Consider the following 15,072-nt stretch of genomic DNA (forward strand, 5'->3'; position numbering starts at 1 on the left):
TCCCACCGTCGTACGAAGGCCCTTTGTGTGGACGCACGGACAGAAGTGAGGAAGTGGACGATGTGCCCTGGGGAGGGCCACGTGACCCACCCCACCCCCCACCCCGTTCAAACTCCGTTAACAATGGACTGTGATCTCACCGGTCTCCCCGATGCCCAGGAGCGCCCACCGGCACAGGCCGGAGGCGACTCCCTACGTCGACCTCACCCGCGCCGAGTGGAGCGCGCTGCGCGACAAGACGCCGTTGCCGCTCACCGCCGAGGAGGTGGAGAAGCTCCGCGGTCTCGGTGACGTCATCGACCTGGACGAGGTGCGGGACATCTACCTCCCGCTCTCCCGGCTCCTCAACCTCTACGTCGGCGCCACGGACGGTCTGCGCGGCGCGCTGAACACCTTCCTCGGGGAGAAGGGCTCCCAGTCCGGCACCCCGTTCGTGATAGGCGTCGCCGGCTCCGTGGCCGTGGGCAAGTCCACCGTGGCCCGCCTGCTCCAGGCCCTGCTCTCCCGCTGGCCCGAGCACCCCCGCGTGGAGCTGGTGACCACGGACGGCTTCCTGCTGCCCACCCGGGAACTGGAGGCCCGCGGCCTGATGTCGCGGAAAGGGTTCCCCGAGTCCTACGACCGCCGGGCCCTCACCCGCTTCGTCGCCGACATCAAGGCCGGCAAGGACGAGGTGTCCGCGCCGGTCTACTCCCACCTGATCTACGACATCGTGCCGGGCGAGCGGCTCGTCGTCCGCCGCCCCGACATCCTCATCGTCGAGGGGCTGAACGTCCTCCAGCCCGCCCTGCCCGGCAAGGACGGCCGCACCCGGGTCGGTCTGGCGGACTACTTCGACTTCAGCGTGTACGTCGACGCGAGCACCGAGGACATCGAGCGCTGGTACCTCAGCCGCTTCCGGAAGTTGCGGCAGACCGCCTTCCAGAACCCGTCGTCGTACTTCCGCAAGTACACCCAGGTCTCCGAGGAGGAGGCCCTGGACTACGCGCGCATGCTCTGGCGGACCATCAACAAGCCCAACCTGGTGGAGAACATCGCCCCGACCCGCGGCCGGGCCGGCCTCATCCTGCGCAAGGGCCCGGACCACAAGGTGCAGCGGCTGCGGCTGCGCAAGCTGTAGCCGGTCCGGTTGGATGGGCGCATGCTGCATCTGCGTCTGATCACCCCCGCCGAACGGACGGAGGAGGTGGTGCGGCTGATCGAGCGGACGGTCGGCACCACCCACCTCGTCGTCCTGCCCGGCGCCGCCCGCGACCCGGCCGGCGACCTCGTCCTGTGCGACGTGGCGCGGGAGGCCGGGGACGAACTCATCGCCGGGCTGCGGCGGCTGGGCCTGGAGGAGACCGGTTCCATCGCCGTGGAGGACATCGGCCTGTCGCTGTCCCGGCGGGCCGAGAAGGCCGAGGAGGAGGCACCCGGCGAGGGCGCGGACGCGGTGCTCTGGGAGGGCCTGATCGAGGCCACCCACGAGGAGTCGACGCTGACCGTCACCTACCTCGCGTTCATCACCCTGGCCACGATGATCGCCGCCTGCGGTGTCGTCCTGGACAACGCGATCCTGATCGTGGGCGCGATGGCGGTGGGACCGGAGTTCGGCCCGCTGGCCGGCATCAGCACGGCGCTGGTGCGGCGCCGGCCACGGCTGGCGCTGCGCTCGCTGATCGCGCTGCTGGTGGGCTTCGCCGTGGCGATGGCGGTGACGGGCGGCTTCGCCGTGCTCATGGACGCCCTCGGCCTCTTCCACCGCTCGGACCTGGAGGGTGAGCGGCCCAACACGGCGTTCGTGTACGCCCCCGACACCTTCTCGTTCATCGTCGCGGTCCTGGCCGGCATCGCCGGCACCCTCTCGCTGACCTCCGCGAAGTCGGGGGCGCTGGTGGGCGTGGCCATCTCGGTCACCACGGTGCCGGCCGCGGCCAACGCGGCGGTGGCGCTGACCTACGGCGACATGTCGCAGACCAGCCGCTCGACCGTCCAGCTGCTGCTGAACCTGCTGGGCATCGTCCTGGCGGCGACCGTCACCCTGCTCGCCCAGAAGTACTTCTGGCAGCGGCAACGGCAGCGACGGCGCCCCTGAGGGGCGCCCGGCCCTACCCCAGCGCCGCCTTCACCGCGTCGGCCAGCCGCCCGGCGACCGCCCGGGCCTGCTCGATGTCGGCGGCCTCGACCATGACCCGTACCAGCGGCTCCGTACCCGACGGCCGCAGCAGCACCCGGCCGGTCTCGCCGAGTTCCCGCTCCGCCTCCGTGACCGCGGCGGCGAGGTCCGCGGACGTCTTGACCCGCGACTTGTCCACGTCGGGCACGTTGATCAGGACCTGCGGCAGCCGCTCCATGACGGAGGCCAGGTCCCGCAGCGTACGGCCGGTCTGCGCGACCCGCGCCGCCAGCAGCAGGCCGGTCAGCGTGCCGTCGCCGGTGGTCGCGTGGTCGAGGATGATGACGTGCCCGGACTGCTCGCCGCCGAGGGCGTAGCCGTGCTCCTTCATCTCCTCCAGGACGTACCGGTCGCCCACGGCCGTCTGCACGAGCCGGATGCCCTCGCGTTCCATCGCCAGCTTGAAGCCGAGGTTGGACATCACGGTGGCCACGACGGTGTCGGCCGGCAGCGCGGACCGCTCCCGCAGCGACAGCGCGAGCACGGCGAGGATCTGGTCGCCGTCGACCTCCTCGCCGGTGTGGTCCACGGCCAGGCAGCGGTCGGCGTCACCGTCGTGCGCGATGCCGAGGTCCGCGCCGTGCTCGACGACCGCGGCCTTGAGCAGGTCCAGGTGGGTCGAGCCGCAGCCGTCGTTGATGTTGAGCCCGTCCGGCTCGGCGCCGATCGTGACGACCTGGGCGCCCGCCCGGGCGAACACCTCCGGCGAGACCCCCGAGGCCGCGCCGTGCGCTTCGTCCAGGACGATCTTCAGGCCGTCGAGCCGGTTGGGCAGCACCGCCAGCAGGTGGGCGATGTACTGCTCGAAGCCCTCCTCGTACGACCGTACGCGGCCGACCCCGGCCCCCGTCGGCCGCTCCCAGGGCTCGCCGTGCCGGTGGGAGTCGTAGACCGCCTCGATGCGGTCCTCCAGCTCGTCGGCGAGTTTGTGGCCGCCGCGGGCGAAGAACTTGATGCCGTTGTCCGGCATGGCGTTGTGGCTGGCGGAGAGCATCACGCCGAGGTCGGCGCCGAGCGCGCCGGTCAGGTGCGCCACCGCGGGCGTCGGCAGCACGCCGACCCGCAGGACGTCCACGCCCGCGCTGGCCAGACCGGCCACCACCGCCGCCTCCAGGAACTCCCCGGACGCGCGCGGGTCCCGTCCGACCACCGCCGTCGGCTTGTGGCCCTCGAAGGTGCCCGCCTCGGCCAGCACATGCGCCGCGGCGACGGAGAGGCCCAGCGCCAGCTCGGCCGTCAGATCCGCGTTGGCGACACCGCGCACGCCGTCCGTGCCGAAGAGTCGTCCCACTTGTCCTCCTGAGGAAGCATCGATGTCGGAAGCGGACCGCGCCGCGTCGGGTGGCAGACGACCCGATATCCGATCACACAAGCCTTTGAGCGTCTTGTGCCGTTATACGCCCTTGGCTGGGATAAGCGAACGCCCCGGGGGCACATGTGGCGTGCCGCCGGGGCGTTCGGAGTACGCGGGGCCGAAGCCCGTACCACGTACGAGCAGGCAGCGAAGCTTAGCGCTTGCTGTACTGCGGAGCCTTGCGGGCCTTCTTCAGACCGGCCTTCTTGCGCTCGACCGCGCGGTCGTCGCGCTTGAGGAAGCCGGCCTTCTTCAGCGGGCCGCGGTTGTTGTCGACGTCGGCCTCGTTCAGCGCACGGGCGACACCGAGACGCAGCGCACCGGCCTGGCCGGAGACACCGCCGCCGGCGATGCGGGCGATGACGTCGTAACGGCCCTCGAGCTCCAGGACCTTGAACGGCTCGTTGACTTCCTGCTGGTGCACCTTGTTCGGGAAGTAGTCCTCGAGGGTGCGACCGTTGATCTTCCACTTGCCGGTGCCCGGGACGATCCGGACGCGGGCGATGGCGTTCTTGCGGCGGCCCAGGCCGGCGGCCGGCTGCGGCTCGCCGAAGCGGGAGGCCAGGGACTCCGAGGTGTACTCGCCCTCGACGGGGACCTCGGACTCGGTGGTGTAGCTGTCGATGTCAAGCTCTTCGAGCGGCTGCTCGGCAGTGGTCTCGGCCACGATTCTCCTCAGATTCTGTTCAGTCTTAGGGGGTGGCCGGACTTACTGCGCGACCTGGGTGATCTCGAACGGCACGGGCTGCTGGGCCGCGTGCGGGTGCTGGTCACCCTTGTAGACCTTCAGCTTCGAGAGCATCTGACGGCCCAGGGAGTTCTTGGGGAGCATGCCCTTGACGGCCTTCTCGATGGCCTTCTCCGGGTTCTTGTCCAGCAGCTCGTCGTAACGGACGGAGCGCAGACCACCCGGGTAGCCGGAGTGGCGGTAGGCCATCTTCTGGGTCCGCTTGTTGCCGGACAGGTGCACCTTGTCGGCGTTGATGATGATGACGAAGTCACCAGCGTCGACGTGCGGCGCGTAGATCGGCTTGTGCTTGCCCCGGAGGAGGGTCGCAGCAGTGGTGGCGAGACGGCCCAGGACAACGTCCTGAGCGTCGATGACGTGCCACTGGCGCGTCACATCGCCGGGCTTGGGGCTGTACGTACGCACGGTTCGTAGCCTTCGCTTCGAGTGAATGGTCCTAAACAAGGTCACCGAAACGATCACGACAGCCTTGACCCACGGCGGCGACGCAAACCGCGTGCGTGGGGTCGCTGGTCATCGGCCCGGTGGACCGGTGTAAGGGCCCGTCCCGTGAGAATGAGCAAGCCAATACACAACGAAGAAGCAGGTTACCGGCTGGCCCCCACACGGGTCAAAACGAGGCGGTCCGCCGGACGGCCCCCGTGTCATCGGGCCCCGTCTAAGATGCGCCCCATGAGTAACGGGCAGGGGGGACCCCAGTCTCAGTGGGATCCCTGGAAACCGCATTCCCAGCAGCCGTTCAACGGCGGAGAAGACGACGGGACGCCCGACTGGGCCGCGCTCGCCGAGGCCTCCGAGGCACGGAGCAAGCGCCGCAAACTGCTGTTCATAGCCGGCGGGGCGCTGGCCACGGTCGCGGTGGGCGCCGCGGTCGCGGTGGCCGTGGTCTCCGCGAACGGGGGCGATCCCGAGGCCGGCCCGAGCAACCCGCCCACCGGCGCCTCCGTATCGGGCACCGCCACCGCGACGCCGTCCTTCGAGCCGACCAGCGCCCCGCCGCCGCTGAACCCCGCGGACTTCATATCCAGCGCCGAGAAGGACACCGCTCCGCTCGGCCCCGGCACACTCTTCGCCGGCAGACAGGTCACCGTCGGCGACACCGCGTACACGAAGGGCGCCACCGACGACACCTCCGGCTGTGCCTCCGCCGCCGGGGGCACCCTGCCCGGCATCCTCACCGCCAACGGCTGCACCCGCCTGCTGCGCGCCAGCTACACCCACGGCGACATCGCGGTCACCGTCGGCGTCGCCGTCTTCGACAACGCGGCGCAGGCCGCCAAGGCCAAGGCCCAGACCGACGACCGGTCCATCGTCCGCTCGCTGTTCGGCAAGGGCGGCGTCAAGCCCTTCTGCGACGGGGCCTTCTGCCGCTCCACGCGCAACGCCTACGGCCGCTACGCCTACTTCACCATCTCCGGCTTCACCACCGGCAAGGACGTCACCAAGAAGGACGCCGACGTCTTCGCCGCCGGCAACGGCCTGGCCCAGTTCACCGTGAACCAGATCCACCGCCGGGGCCAGCAACAGGCGGAGGCCGCCGCCCGCTAGCCCGCCCCGCCGCTCAGTACCGCTTCAGCCGCAGCCGCAGTGGCAGCAGCGTCGTCCGACCTGGAAGCTGTGGCCGGCGCTGTCCAGGGACACCAGACCGACGTCCCGCAGGGTCCGCGCCGACCGCAGGTTGAACCCGGCGGTGTACGCCCGGCCCAGCCCGTCCTTCGCGGTGCGGTGCAGCGCGCTCATCCGGACCGGCCGGCGCCGTTGTGCCTCTCGGCCAGCTCCTCCGCGATCCGCCCGGTGCTGTCCGGGCTGGAGTCGTCGACGGTGACCCGGGTCTCGCTCCGTGCCGTCGCTGTCCCTCCCCCGTAGGGCGCCGGCCGGCCGCGGAATGCGACGCGGCTAACACGTCCCGCATCCCGTAGCGCCAGGAAGCGAGCGCTTGTTCCGCGCTTCCCGGCTCCGGGCCGCCAGCAGTTCGTCGGCCGGGTAGCCGACCTCCTCCAGCGTCAGCCCGTGCGGCCGTACGACGTGCACGGCGGAGTCCCGTACGCCCGCGGCCAGCACCTTCCCCGGCCACTCGGGCCCCCGGTGCCCGTCGCCGACGAACAGCAGCGCGCCGATCAGCGAGCGCACCATGTTGTGGCAGAAGGCGTCCGCCCGCACGGTCGCGGTGATGATCCCGTCCTCGCCCCGGACCAGGCTCAGCTCCTGGAGCGTACGGATCGTGGTCGCGCCCTCGCGCTTCTTGCAGTACGCGGCGAAGTCGTGCTCCCCGAGCAGCGCCCGCGCGGCCTCGTTCATGGCGTCCACGTCGAGCGGCCAGTCGTGCCACAGCACGTGGCCCCGCAGCAGGGGGTCCACTCCCCCCGGGTTGTCGGTGACCCGGTACGCGTAGCGCCGCCACACCGCCGAGAACCGCGCGTCGAACCCGCTGGGCGCCTCGCGCAGCGCCCACACCCGGACGTCCTTCGGCAGCCGGCCCGCCAGCCGCTTCAGCAGCTTCTGGTGGTGCTCGCGCCACACGTCCACGGGCAGGTCGACGTGCGCCACCTGCCCCCGGGCGTGCACCCCGGCGTCGGTGCGCCCGGCCACGGTCAGCTCGTAGGTCTCCTTCGACCGCGTGACCGTCCGCAGGGCGTCCTCGATCTCCCCCTGCACGGTCCGCCGGCCCCCGGCCTGCTTCGCCCAGCCGTGGAAGGCGGTGCCGTCGTAGGACAGGTCGAGCCGGACACGGACATGACCGGGCTGTACTTCATCACTCACGCACAGATCCTCTCAGGTGCACGAAAGCGGGCCCGCCCCGAAGGGCGGACCCGCTTACCGCGTTCAGGCAGAGCCTCAGGCGTCCTTGGACTCCTCGGCGGGAGCCTCGGCGGCCTCGGTCTCCTCGACCTTGGTCTCCTCGGCCTTGGCCTCGTCGGCCTCCTTGACCGCGCGCTTCGTCGCGGCCTCGGCCTCGCCCACGGCCTTCTGCTGCACCGTCAGCGCCTCGACCAGCTCGATGACGGCCATGGGCGCGTTGTCGCCACGGCGGTTACCGATCTTGGTGATGCGGGTGTAGCCACCGGGACGGTTCTCGTAGCGCGGGCCGATCTCGGTGAAGAGCGTGTGGACGATGCTCTTGTCCGTGATCACCTGAAGCACCTGGCGGCGGTTGTGAAGGTCGCCCTTCTTCGCCTTGGTGATCAGACGCTCGGCGTACGGGCGCAGCTTGCGCGCCTTCGCCTCGGTGGTGGTGATCTTGCCGTGCTCGAAGAGGCTCTTGGCCAGGTTGGCGAGGAGCAGCTTCTCGTGCGCGGCGCTGCCGCCCAGACGGGCACCCTTGGTGGGCTTCGGCATGTTCCATCTCCTGTATCTCTGCCCCGGCCGTATCAGGTACCGGGGTCAGTATCCGAGCGAGCGGTTGCCCGTCGGAGATCCAGGCCCCCGAAGGAGCCTGGAAGGGGCGCGGGGAACTGCGCGACCAGCCGCGACCGGCCCGCAGACGCAGTACGGCCTCCCCGCGGAGCGCTTAGTACTGCTCGGTCTCCACGAAACCCGCGTCCGCGTCGTCGTCCGCGCCGAACGCGTCCGCCGCGGCGGTCGGGTCGAATCCGGGCGGGCTGTCCTTCAGGGCCAGGCCCATGCCGGCCAGCTTCGCCTTGACCTCGTCGATCGACTTCGCACCGAAGTTGCGGATGTCGAGCAGGTCGGCCTCGGAACGGGCCACGAGCTCACCCACGGAGTGGATGCCCTCGCGCTTGAGGCAGTTGTACGACCGAACGGTGAGCTCCAGCTCCTCGATCGGCAGCGCCAGGTCGGCGGCCAGGGCGGCGTCCGTCGGGGACGGGCCCATGTCGATGCCCTCGGCGTCGATGTTCAGCTCGCGGGCGAGACCGAACAGCTCGACCAGGGTCTTGCCGGCGGAGGCCATGGCGTCACGCGGACGCATCGCCTGCTTGGTCTCGACGTCGACGATCAGCTTGTCGAAGTCGGTGCGCTGCTCGACACGCGTGGCCTCGACCTTGTACGTGACCTTGAGCACCGGCGAGTAGATCGAGTCGACCGGGATACGGCCGATCTCCTGGCCCACCTGCTTGTTCTGCACGGCGGAGACGTAGCCGCGACCGCGCTCGACGGTCAGCTCCATCTCCAGCTTGCCCTTGCCGTTGAGCGTGGCGAGGACGAGGTCGGGGTTGTGCACCTCGACACCGGCCGGAGGCGCGATGTCGGCGGCGGTGACCAGACCCGGGCCCTGCTTGCGCAGGTACATCACGACCGGCTCGTCGTGCTCCGAGGAGACGACCAGCTGCTTGATGTTGAGGATCAGGTCGGTGACGTCCTCCTTGACGCCCGGCACGGTGGTGAACTCGTGCAGGACACCATCGATCCGGATGGAGGTGACGGCGGCACCCGGGATCGAGGAGAGGAGCGTACGGCGCAGGGAGTTGCCGAGGGTGTAGCCGAAGCCCGGCTCCAGCGGCTCGATCACGAACCGGGAGCGGAACTCGTCGACGACCTCTTCGGTCAACGAGGGACGCTGAGCGATCAGCATGTGTGGATCAGATCCTTCTTTCGTGGACGCCCGCTATTTGACGTCCGACGGAAACCGCGCCTGTGTGGAGCGCGGGTACTGCAAGGGTACGGGCGGCACGACCCGAAGGAGCCGTACCGCCCGGGAACCCCAGCCTGCTGAGGCGTGCGTCAGACGCGACGGCGCTTCGGCGGGCGGCAGCCGTTGTGCGGGGTCGGGGTGACGTCCTGGATGGAGCCGACCTCGAGGCCCGTGGCCTGGAGGGAACGGATCGCGGTCTCGCGACCGGAGCCCGGGCCCTTCACGAACACGTCGACCTTGCGCATGCCGTGCTCCTGGGCGCGGCGGGCGGCCGACTCGGCGGCCATCTGCGCGGCGAACGGCGTGGACTTCCGGGAGCCCTTGAAGCCGACGTGGCCGGCGGAGGCCCAGGAGATCACGTTGCCGGACGGGTCCGTGATCGAGACGATCGTGTTGTTGAACGTGCTCTTGATGTGCGCGTGGCCGTGAGCGACGTTCTTCTTTTCCTTGCGGCGCACCTTCTTGGCAGCGCCCTGACGACCCTTGGGGGGCATCTATTAACTCCTACGGGAGGTGGTCGGTCCTACAGCGAAGACCGTGGACAGGTGTCCGCTGCGGACTACTTCTTGCCCGGCTTCTTCTTGCCGGCGATGGCGCGACGCGGGCCCTTGCGGGTACGGGCGTTGGTGCTGGTGCGCTGACCGCGGACGGGCAGACCGCGACGGTGACGGAGACCCTGGTAGGTACCGATCTCGACCTTGCGGCGGATGTCGGCCTGGATCTCGCGACGGAGGTCACCCTCGGTCTTGATGTTGTTGTCGACGTACTCGCGGATCGCGACGAGCTGCTCTTCCGTCAGGTCGCGGACGCGGGTGTTCGGGTCGACGCCGGTCGCAGCCAGCGTCTCCTTCGAGAGGGTCCGGCCGATGCCGAACACGTAAGTGAGCGCGATCTCCACGCGCTTTTCGCGCGGGATGTCGACACCGGAAACGCGTGCCATTCAATGGCTCCTGGTGATTCTTCGGAGGTCTTCCACAGAACCGACTCCCGGCCGCCGTACCAGGTACGAACCGGGTCCCCGGCCTCCGAACCGGGGGTGTCGAGCTGGATGGCTCGGGTCCTGCGTATGAACATATTCAGCTCGCGTCGCGCGAAACTCTGCGATAGAGGTGCAGAGGGATACGGTCGTGCGTCAGCCCTGGCGCTGCTTGTGGCGCGGGTTCTCGCAGATGACCATGACCCGGCCGTGACGGCGGATCACCCTGCACTTGTCGCAGATCTTCTTGACGCTCGGCTTGACCTTCATGGGGTGAGGTTCTCCGGGTCAGTGCCATCGCACCGGGCGGGCCCGGGGCGCGGGCAAGATCTACTTGTACCGGTAGACGATCCGGCCACGCGTCAGGTCGTAAGGAGACAGCTCCACCACGACCCGGTCGTCAGGGAGGATGCGGATGTAGTGCATACGCATCTTGCCGCTGATGTGTGCCAGGACCTGGTGGCCGTTCTGGAGCTCGACCTTGAACATGGCGTTCGGCAGAGACTCGACGACAGTGCCCTCGATCTCGATGGCACCTTGCTTCTTGGCCACGCTTCGCCCTTCGAATCGACTACCTTGATCGACTCTTGCGTGCACCGTTTGTGAGCATGCAGGCATGCGGGTGCACAAGAGCCGACGAGTCAGTCTACGTCGGCGCACCCGGAAAGGCGAATCGAGGAAGTCTGCCCCATCGGGGTGATCCTTACGCGACCGGGGTGGCAGCGGCCGCGACAGGCGGTACCGCGGCTGTGGGCAGTCGTTCCCGCTGGGGCGATGGGGATTCTCCCGCTCGAGCAAAGCCGAGAGCGGGAGAGGGTGGGCACAGCCGGACCCGCGGCCGCCCACGGCGATCGACCCGGCACGGACGGCAGGCGCTTACGCCAGCGGGTCCGGCGCCGCCGTGATGCCGTACTCGGCGAGCTTCGCCCTGCCCCCGTCGGGAGCCGTCAGCACCAGGGGCCCCTGCTCGGTGAGGGCCACCGAGTGCTCCCAGTGGGAGGACCAGGTGCCGTCGGTCGTGATGACCGTCCAGTCGTCGGAGAGCACCTCGGTCTTGGGGGTGCCGAGGGAGACCATGGGCTCGATGGCCAGGCAGAAGCCGGGGACCAGCTTGGGGCCCTTGCCGCGGCGGCGGTCGACGTAGTTCAGCAGGTGCGGGTCCATGTGCATCTCGGTGCCGATGCCGTGGCCGCCGTAGTCCTCGATGATCCCGTACCGGCCGCCGCCCGGCTTGGGCTGGCGGCGGATGTAGGTCTCGACCGCCCGGGAGATGTCGACCAGGCGGTTGCCCTGCTTCATGGCCGCGATGCCGGCCCACATCGACTCCTCGGTCACCCGGGACAGCTCGATCAGCTCCGGGGCGTGACCGGAGCCGACGAACGCCGTGTAGGCCGCGTCGCCGTGCCAGCCGTCGACGATCGCGCCGCAGTCGATGGAGATGATGTCGCCGTCCTTCAGGACGACGTCGTCGGAGGGGATGCCGTGCACGACCACGTCGTTCACGGAGGTGCAGATGGTGGCCGGGAAGCCGCCGTAGCCGAGGAAGTTCGACTTGGCGCCGTGCTCGGCGAGGACCTTGCGGGCCACCTCGTCCAGGTCCCGGGTGGTCGCGCCGGGCACCGCGGCCTCGCGCGTGGCCGCGTGGATGGCGGCTACGACCAGGCCCGCCGCCCGCATCTTCGCGATCTGCTCGGGGGTCTTGATCTGCACCATGGGGGGCCTGCGCTCTCCGTCACTCACGTCGACTGGGATACCTGTACAACACTACGGCCGCGGCGCCCGGGGAGGGCACCGCGGCCGGAAGGGCCGGGATCTACTTCCCGGCCTTCTCGCTCTTGAGGGCCTCCAGCGCCCGCTGCTTGACGTCCTCCACGGAGCCGAGGGCGGAGATCGTCACGACCAGGCCCTGTGCCCGGTAGTAGTCGATGATCGGCTCGGTCTGCGTGTGGTAGACCTCCAGCCGCTTGCGGACGGTGTCCTCGGAGTCGTCGTCGCGCTGGTACAGCTCGCCGCCGCAGACGTCGCAGACGCCTTCCTGCTTCGGCTTGCTGTAGTCCACGTGGAAGACGTGCGAGGAGTCCTTGCGGCAGACGCGCCGGCCGGCGATCCGCTTGACGACCTCGTCCTCGGGGACCTCCAGGTCGAGCACGGCGTCCAGCGTCATGTGCTCGTCCCGCAGCAGCTGGTCCAGCGCCTCCGCCTGCGAGACGTTGCGCGGGAAGCCGTCCAGCAGGAAGCCCTTCTCCGCGTCCGGCTGCTCCATGCGGTCCTTGGCCATCGCGATGGTCACCTCGTCGGGGACGAGGTTGCCGGCGTCCATGTAGGACTTCGCGAGCTTGCCCAGCTCCGTCTGCCGGCTGATGTTGGCGCGGAACAGGTCGCCCGTGGAGATGTGCGGGATGCCCAGCTTCTCTGCGAGCCGGACGGCCTGCGTTCCCTTACCGGCACCCGGCGGCCCGACGAGGACGATACGCATCAGCGGAGGAACCCTTCGTAATTGCGCTGCTGGAGCTGGCTCTCGATCTGCTTCACCGTCTCGAGGCCCACACCCACGATGATGAGGATGCTGGTCCCGCCGAAGGGGAAGTTCTGGCTCGCCCCAAAGCCCACCAACGCCATTGTCGGTACGAGAGCGATCAGACCCAGATACAGCGAACCCGGCCAGGTGATCCGGTTGAGCACGTAGCTCAGGTACTCAGCGGTCGGCCGGCCAGCCCGGATGCCCGGGATGAAGCCACCATACTTCTTCATGTTGTCGGCCACTTCTTCGGGGTTGAAGGAGATGGCGACGTAGAAGAACGCGAAGAAAACGATGAGCAAGAAGTACGAAGTGATGTAAATCGGGTGGTCGCCCTTGGTGAGGTTCTGCTCGATCCAGGTCTTCCAGCCCGAGTTGCCCCCCGCGAACTGCGCGATCAGCGCCGGGATGTAGAGCAGCGAGGAGGCGAAGATGACGGGAATCACACCCGCCTGGTTCACCTTGAGCGGGATGTACGTGGACGTACCGCCGTAGGACCGGCGGCCGATCATCCGCTTCGCGTACTGCACCGGGATGCGGCGCTGGGCCTGCTCGACGAAGACGACGAGCCCGACCATGACCAGGCCGACCGCGATGACGGTGCCGAACTCGATCCAGCCGCCGGCCAGCGAGCCCTGCTTCTTGATGGCCCACAGCGCGGACGGGAAGGTCGCGGCGATCGAGATGAACATCAGGATCGACATGCCGTTGCCGATGCCGCGGTCGGTGATCAGCTCACCGAGCCACATCACCAGGGCGGTACCGGCGGTCATGCAGATGACCATCGTGATGGTCGCGAAGATCGCCTGGTCCGAGACGATGCTCGTGGCGACCGAGCAACCGTTGAAGAGCGCGCCGCTGCGGGCGGTGGCCACCAGGCCGGTGCCCTGGAGGATGGCGAGCGCCACGGTCAGGTAACGGGTGTACTGCGTGATCTTCGCCGTGCCGGCCTGGCCCTCCTTCTTCAGGGCCTCCAGGCGCGGGATCACCACGGTCAGCAGCTGGAGAATGATGCTGGCCGTGATGTACGGCATGATGCCGAGCGCGAAGACCGTGATCTGGAGCAGCGCGCCGCCGCTGAACATGTTCACGAGGCCGAACAGGCCCTGGTTGGCGCCGGCCTCCTTCACGCACTGCTGGACGGCCTGGTAGTTGACGTTGGGGATCGGGATGTGGGTACCGACCCGGTAGACCACGATGATGCCCAGCGTGAAGAGCAGCTTCTTGCGCAGGTCGGGCGTCCTGAACGCCCGGGCGAACGCGGTGAGCACGGTGCCTCCTGCGACCCCCGCGCAACTGCGTCAAGGGTGACGGTCTGAGGTTCGACGAATACGAATAAGAACAGTGCAGGCCACCTTACCGGCGACCATGCCCCCCTAGGAACGACCAACCGGGGATACCTCATTGTGAGGTATCCCCGGTCGGGATCGTTTACGTCATCGACGCTCCGCCTGAGGGACTCAGACGAGCTCGGTGACCGTACCGCCGGCGGCGGTGATCTTCTCCTTGGCGGAGCCGGAGACGGCGTCGACCGTCACCTGCAGCGCCACGGAGATCTCGCCCTGGCCGAGGACCTTGACGAGGCTGTTCTTGCGAACGGCACCCTTGGCCACCAGCGACTCGACGGTGACCTCGCCACCCTCGGGGTAGAGCGCGGCCAGCTTGTCGAGGTTCACGACCTGGTACTCGGTCTTGAACGGGTTCTTGAAGCCCTTCAGCTTCGGGAGGCGCATGTGCAGCGGCATCTGGCCGCCCTCGAAGCGCTCCGGAACCTGGTAGCGGGCCTTGGTGCCCTTGGTACCACGACCGGCCGTCTTACCCTTCGACGCCTCACCACGACCCACACGGGTCTTGGCGGTCTTGGCGCCCGGGGCGGGACGGAGGTTGTGGATCTTGAGCGGGTTCTGCTCCGCCATGATCAGTCGACCTCCTCGACCGTCACGAGGTGGCGGACGGTGTGCACCATGCCGCGGAACTCGGGGCGGTCCTCCTTGACGACCACGGTGTTGATCCCCTTGAGACCAAGCGACCGGAGGGTGTCACGGTGGTTCTGCTTGCTGCCGATGTAGGACTTGACCTGCGTGATCTTGAGCTGCGCCATGATTACGCACCCGCCCCGGCACGCGCACGGAGAAGGGCCGCGGGGGCGACGTCCTCGAGCGGCAGACCACGGCGGGCCGCGATCTCCTCGGGACGCTGCAGGCCCTTGAGGGCCGCCACGGTCGCGTGCACGATGTTGATGGCGTTGTCGGAGCCGAGCGACTTCGACAGCACGTCGTGGATACCGGCGCACTCGAGCACGGCACGCACCGGACCACCGGCGATAACACCGGTACCGGGCGACGCGGGCTTGAGCAGCACGACGCCGGCAGCCTTCTCACCCTGGATCGGGTGCGGGATGGTGCCCTGGATACGGGGGACCTTGAAGAAGTGCTTCTTGGCCTCCTCAACACCCTTGGCGATGGCGGCCGGCACCTCCTTGGCCTTGCCGTAACCGACACCCACGGTGCCGTCACCGTCGCCCACCACGACCAGCGCGGTGAAGCTGAAGCGACGACCACCCTTCACAACCTTGGCGACGCGGTTGATCGCGACGACGCGCTCAACGTACGCGGTCTTCTCGGCGGCAGCAGCGCCGCCGTCACGGCCCTTCCGGTCCCGCCGCTCGCCGCCACCGGCACCGCTTCCGCGGCGCTGGGGTCCAGCCATTGGATTACCTCTCTCTTT

At 68.9% G+C, this 15,072-nt stretch carries 20 protein-coding genes; 3 read left to right on the forward strand and 17 right to left on the reverse strand.

The genetic code is table 11. The features are described 5' to 3' along the window. Positions 1–151 precede the first annotated feature (151 nt). Both coaA and AB0E62_RS16500 read left to right on the forward strand, forming a co-directional pair. Entirely contained in the window at positions 152–1,120 is a 969-nt protein-coding gene (gene coaA / locus AB0E62_RS16495; RefSeq protein ID WP_362193487.1) for a type I pantothenate kinase, read from the forward strand. Between the two features lie 21 nt (positions 1,121–1,141). Further along, positions 1,142–2,077 (forward strand): DUF389 domain-containing protein, encoded by a 936-nt coding sequence (locus AB0E62_RS16500; RefSeq protein ID WP_362193255.1) that lies wholly within the window; start codon positions 1,142–1,144, stop codon positions 2,075–2,077. 13 nt (positions 2,078–2,090) lie between these two features. On the opposite strand, the gene glmM is transcribed toward AB0E62_RS16500, so the two are convergent. From glmM to rplM, 3 genes are all read right to left on the reverse strand, one after another. After that, complete coding sequence (glmM, locus tag AB0E62_RS16505; RefSeq protein WP_362193258.1) at positions 2,091–3,449, reverse strand: phosphoglucosamine mutase; 1,359 nt, start codon at positions 3,447–3,449, stop codon at positions 2,091–2,093. A gap of 217 nt (positions 3,450–3,666) precedes the next feature. Beyond that, the gene (rpsI, locus tag AB0E62_RS16510) at positions 3,667–4,179 is read right to left on the reverse strand and encodes a 30S ribosomal protein S9 (protein WP_103812805.1); all 513 of its coding nucleotides are present in this window, start codon (positions 4,177–4,179) and stop codon (positions 3,667–3,669) included. Between the two features lie 42 nt (positions 4,180–4,221). Next, positions 4,222–4,665, reverse strand: coding sequence for a 50S ribosomal protein L13 (rplM, locus tag AB0E62_RS16515; protein WP_014674395.1), 444 nt, complete (start codon positions 4,663–4,665; stop codon positions 4,222–4,224). Positions 4,666–4,932: 267 nt separating this feature from the next. Between rplM and AB0E62_RS16520 the strand changes: the two genes are divergently transcribed. Beyond that, positions 4,933–5,808 carry a hypothetical protein gene (locus AB0E62_RS16520; protein WP_362193261.1) on the forward strand — a complete coding sequence of 292 codons (876 nt, stop codon included), beginning with the start codon at positions 4,933–4,935 and terminating at the stop codon, positions 5,806–5,808. A gap of 24 nt (positions 5,809–5,832) precedes the next feature. Here AB0E62_RS16520 and AB0E62_RS16525 read toward each other — a convergent pair whose 3' ends face one another. From AB0E62_RS16525 to rpsE, 14 genes are all read right to left on the reverse strand, one after another. Then, a complete protein-coding gene (locus AB0E62_RS16525; RefSeq protein WP_362193264.1) occupies positions 5,833–6,000 on the reverse strand; it encodes a hypothetical protein in 168 nt (55 codons plus the stop codon). A gap of 156 nt (positions 6,001–6,156) precedes the next feature. Beyond that, positions 6,157–7,020, reverse strand: coding sequence for a tRNA pseudouridine(38-40) synthase TruA (truA, locus tag AB0E62_RS16530; protein WP_362193267.1), 864 nt, complete (start codon positions 7,018–7,020; stop codon positions 6,157–6,159). 75 nt (positions 7,021–7,095) lie between these two features. Further along, positions 7,096–7,596: a 50S ribosomal protein L17 gene (gene rplQ / locus AB0E62_RS16535; RefSeq protein WP_362193270.1), complete on the reverse strand. Its 501-nt coding sequence runs from the start codon at positions 7,594–7,596 to the stop codon at positions 7,096–7,098. Positions 7,597–7,768: 172 nt separating this feature from the next. Next, entirely contained in the window at positions 7,769–8,791 is a 1,023-nt protein-coding gene (locus AB0E62_RS16540) for a DNA-directed RNA polymerase subunit alpha (protein ID WP_003966937.1), read from the reverse strand. A gap of 149 nt (positions 8,792–8,940) precedes the next feature. Then, a complete protein-coding gene (gene rpsK / locus AB0E62_RS16545) occupies positions 8,941–9,345 on the reverse strand; it encodes a 30S ribosomal protein S11 (RefSeq protein ID WP_003956432.1) in 405 nt (134 codons plus the stop codon). Positions 9,346–9,410: 65 nt separating this feature from the next. Further along, positions 9,411–9,791, reverse strand: a complete 381-nt coding sequence (gene rpsM, locus AB0E62_RS16550) for a 30S ribosomal protein S13 (protein ID WP_067240336.1) — start codon at positions 9,789–9,791, stop codon at positions 9,411–9,413. Positions 9,792–9,983: 192 nt separating this feature from the next. Continuing rightward, positions 9,984–10,097: a 50S ribosomal protein L36 gene (gene rpmJ / locus AB0E62_RS16555; protein WP_003998809.1), complete on the reverse strand. Its 114-nt coding sequence runs from the start codon at positions 10,095–10,097 to the stop codon at positions 9,984–9,986. Between the two features lie 60 nt (positions 10,098–10,157). After that, entirely contained in the window at positions 10,158–10,379 is a 222-nt protein-coding gene (gene infA / locus AB0E62_RS16560; RefSeq protein ID WP_003948620.1) for a translation initiation factor IF-1, read from the reverse strand. 324 nt (positions 10,380–10,703) lie between these two features. Continuing rightward, on the reverse strand, positions 10,704–11,540 hold the full coding sequence (gene map, locus AB0E62_RS16565) for a type I methionyl aminopeptidase (RefSeq protein ID WP_362193490.1): 837 nt from the start codon (positions 11,538–11,540) through the stop codon (positions 10,704–10,706). 100 nt (positions 11,541–11,640) lie between these two features. Beyond that, positions 11,641–12,303, reverse strand: a complete 663-nt coding sequence (locus AB0E62_RS16570) for an adenylate kinase (protein ID WP_362193273.1) — start codon at positions 12,301–12,303, stop codon at positions 11,641–11,643. Beyond that, complete coding sequence (secY, locus tag AB0E62_RS16575; RefSeq protein WP_362193276.1) at positions 12,303–13,616, reverse strand: preprotein translocase subunit SecY; 1,314 nt, start codon at positions 13,614–13,616, stop codon at positions 12,303–12,305. Before secY ends, AB0E62_RS16570 begins: the two co-directional genes overlap by 1 nt. A gap of 189 nt (positions 13,617–13,805) precedes the next feature. Continuing rightward, positions 13,806–14,261 (reverse strand): 50S ribosomal protein L15, encoded by a 456-nt coding sequence (gene rplO, locus AB0E62_RS16580; RefSeq protein ID WP_095748086.1) that lies wholly within the window; start codon positions 14,259–14,261, stop codon positions 13,806–13,808. A 2-nt stretch (positions 14,262–14,263) separates the two neighbouring features. Further along, on the reverse strand, positions 14,264–14,446 hold the full coding sequence (gene rpmD, locus AB0E62_RS16585) for a 50S ribosomal protein L30 (RefSeq protein WP_003998814.1): 183 nt from the start codon (positions 14,444–14,446) through the stop codon (positions 14,264–14,266). Between the two features lie 2 nt (positions 14,447–14,448). Then, positions 14,449–15,054 (reverse strand): 30S ribosomal protein S5, encoded by a 606-nt coding sequence (gene rpsE, locus AB0E62_RS16590; RefSeq protein ID WP_324936594.1) that lies wholly within the window; start codon positions 15,052–15,054, stop codon positions 14,449–14,451. Positions 15,055–15,072 lie beyond the last annotated feature (18 nt).

Origin of the sequence: Streptomyces sp. NPDC038707, from assembly GCF_040636485.1 — a bacterium.
GTDB lineage: Bacteria > Actinomycetota > Actinomycetes > Streptomycetales > Streptomycetaceae > Streptomyces.

Bases quoted from the DNA above. Each gene is read 5' to 3' on its own strand.
- rpsM (WP_067240336.1), bottom strand. From the start codon at position 9,791: ATGGCACGCGTTTCCGGTGTCGACATCCCGCGCGAAAAGCGCGTGGAG.
- rpsK (WP_003956432.1), bottom strand. From the start codon at position 9,345: ATGCCCCCCAAGGGTCGTCAGGGCGCTGCCAAGAAGGTGCGCCGCAAG.
- map (WP_362193490.1), bottom strand. From the start codon at position 11,540: ATGGTGCAGATCAAGACCCCCGAGCAGATCGCGAAGATGCGGGCGGCG.
- rpmJ (WP_003998809.1), bottom strand. From the start codon at position 10,097: ATGAAGGTCAAGCCGAGCGTCAAGAAGATCTGCGACAAGTGCAGGGTG.
- rpsE (WP_324936594.1), bottom strand. From the start codon at position 15,054: ATGGCTGGACCCCAGCGCCGCGGAAGCGGTGCCGGTGGCGGCGAGCGG.
- rplQ (WP_362193270.1), bottom strand. From the start codon at position 7,596: ATGCCGAAGCCCACCAAGGGTGCCCGTCTGGGCGGCAGCGCCGCGCAC.
- AB0E62_RS16525 (WP_362193264.1), bottom strand. From the start codon at position 6,000: ATGAGCGCGCTGCACCGCACCGCGAAGGACGGGCTGGGCCGGGCGTAC.
- AB0E62_RS16540 (WP_003966937.1), bottom strand. From the start codon at position 8,791: ATGCTGATCGCTCAGCGTCCCTCGTTGACCGAAGAGGTCGTCGACGAG.
- AB0E62_RS16570 (WP_362193273.1), bottom strand. From the start codon at position 12,303: ATGCGTATCGTCCTCGTCGGGCCGCCGGGTGCCGGTAAGGGAACGCAG.
- rpmD (WP_003998814.1), bottom strand. From the start codon at position 14,446: ATGGCGCAGCTCAAGATCACGCAGGTCAAGTCCTACATCGGCAGCAAG.
- AB0E62_RS16520 (WP_362193261.1), top strand. From the start codon at position 4,933: ATGAGTAACGGGCAGGGGGGACCCCAGTCTCAGTGGGATCCCTGGAAA.
- rplO (WP_095748086.1), bottom strand. From the start codon at position 14,261: ATGGCGGAGCAGAACCCGCTCAAGATCCACAACCTCCGTCCCGCCCCG.
- coaA (WP_362193487.1), top strand. From the start codon at position 152: ATGCCCAGGAGCGCCCACCGGCACAGGCCGGAGGCGACTCCCTACGTC.
- AB0E62_RS16500 (WP_362193255.1), top strand. From the start codon at position 1,142: ATGCTGCATCTGCGTCTGATCACCCCCGCCGAACGGACGGAGGAGGTG.